Annotated in this window: 1 protein-coding gene; it reads left to right on the top strand. The window is 78.3% G+C overall.

From position 1 onward, the window contains the following. Positions 1–2,286 (top strand): acyltransferase domain-containing protein (locus ACTUAL_RS23640; protein WP_440901783.1); only part of this gene is annotated, 2,286 nt, incomplete at both ends.

Consider the following 2,286-nt stretch of genomic DNA (forward strand, 5'->3'; position numbering starts at 1 on the left):
CCGTGGCCGGAGACCGGGCGCCCGCGCCGCGCGGGCGTGTCCTCGTTCGGCATCAGCGGGACCAACGCGCACCTGGTGCTGGAGCAGGCCCCCGAGGTCGCCGCCGAGACCGCTGAGGCCGAGAGCGCTGAGGCCGAGACCGCCGCCGCCCCGCCGGTGGTGCCGTGGGTGCTGTCCGGCCGCACCGCCGACGCCCTGCGGGCGCAGGCCGCCCGGCTGCGCGACCACCTCGCCACCCACGAGACCGGCTCCCCGCGTGACATCGGCTGGTCGCTGGCCACCACCCGCACCGCCTTCGAGCGCCGCGCCGTCGTCCTGGGCGCGGACCGCGCCGAGCTGGCGGCCGGGGTCGCCGCGCTCGCCGAGGGCCTGCCGTCCCCGTCCCTGGTCACCGGGGCCGCCGACGTGGTCGGCAAGGTCGTGTTCGCCTACCCCGGCCAGGGCTCCCAGTGGGAGGGCATGGCCGCCGAGCTGCTCGACACCTCGCCGGTGTTCGCCGCGAAGATGGCCGAGTGCGCCGAGGCGCTGTCGGCCTTCCTGGACTGGGACCTGATCGCGGCCGTGCGCGGCGGCGAGGGCGCCCCGTCGCTGGAGCGCGGCGACGTCGTGCAGCCCGCGCTGTGGGAGCACCACGGCGTGCGGCCCGACGCGGTCGTCGGCCACTCGCAGGGCGAGATCGCGGCGGCCGTCGTCGGCGGCCACCTGTCGCTGCTCGACGGCGCGCGCGTGGTCGCCCTGCGCGGCATCGCGATCCGGGAGAGCCTGGCCGGTCGCGGCGGGATGCTCTCGATCGGGCTGCCGCTGGCCGAGGTCGAGCCGTACCTGGAGGCGATGGACGGCCGGCTCTCCCTCGGCGCGGTCAACGGCGCGGCCTCCACGGTCGTCTCCGGCGACCTGGACGCGCTGGCCGAGCTGACCGCGGTCCTGGAAGAGCGGGACGTGCGGGCCAGGCGGGTCAACATCGACTACGCCTCGCACTCCGCGCAGGTCGCCGAGGTGGAGCAGCGGATGCTCACCGACCTCGCGCCGATCAGCCCCCGCGCGGGCGCGATCCCGATGCTGTCCACGGTCACCGGCGAGTTCGTCGCGGGCGGCCAGCTCGACGCCCGCTACTGGTACTCGAACCTGCGCTCCCCGGTGCTGTTCGCCCCGGCCGTGCAGGCGCTCGCCGAGTCGGGGCACGCGGTGTTCGTGGAGGTCAGCCCGCACCCGGTGATCGCGCCGAGCATCGGCGAGACCCTGGACGCCCGCGAGCAGCCCACCGTCGTCGCAGGCACGCTGCGCCGCGACGAGGGCGGCCTGGGCCGGTTCACCCGCTCCCTCGCGGAGCTGCACGTGCGCGGCGGCGTCCGCCCGGACTTCGCCGCGCTGCTGCCCGGCGCGCGCCCGGTCCGGCTGCCCACCTACGCCTTCCGGCACGCCCACTACTGGCTCACCGACGCCCCGGCCGCCGAGGCCGACCCGGCCTCCGCCGCGCTCTGGGCCGCGCTGGAGTCCGGCGGCGTCGACTCGCTGGCGCGCGAGCTGTCCGTGGACGAGGCCGCGCTGGGCGCGGTGCTGCCCGCGCTGTCCGCGTGGCGCAACGGCTTCCGCGAGCGGTCCACCGTGGACTCGTGGCGCTACCGGGTCGAGTGGCGGGCCGTGGACCAGCCGGTCCCGCCGGTCTCCACCGGTTCCTGGCTGCTGGTGGTGCCCGAGTCGCTGCGCGAGGACAAGCGGGTCATCGCCGTCGTGGACGGCCTGACCGCGCGTGGCGCGGACGTGCTGCCGGTGGCGGTGGACGGGTTCGACCGGGCCGCCGCGGCCGACCTGGTGCGCTCCGCCGTCGCGGGCGGCCAGCCGGAGGGCGTGCTCTCCCTGCTGGGCCTGGACGACCGCCCGCACCCGCTGTTCCCGTCGCTCTCGCGCGGCGTCGCCGCCTCGGTGCCGCTGGTGCAGGGCCTGGACGACGCGGGCGTCACCGCGCCGCTGTGGTTCGCCACCTCGCGCGCCGTCGGCGCCGGGCTGGAGGAGCCCGCCGACCCGCGCCAGAGCGCCCTGTGGGGCATCGGCACCGTCCTGGGGCTGGACCGGCCGCAGACCTGGGGCGGCGTGGTGGACCTGCCCGCCGACGTGGACGACCTCGTGGTGGAACGGCTGGTCGGCGCGCGCTCCGGCGCCGAGGACCAGGTCGCGGGGCGCCCGGCGGGCACCCGCGCCCGCCGCCTGGGGCGCGCCCCCGGCGGCGCGGGGGCCACCGAGGGGGCCCCGCGCGGCACGGGCCTGGTCCCCGGCGGCACCGGCGGC

It is taken from the genome of Actinosynnema sp., assembly GCF_052038725.1.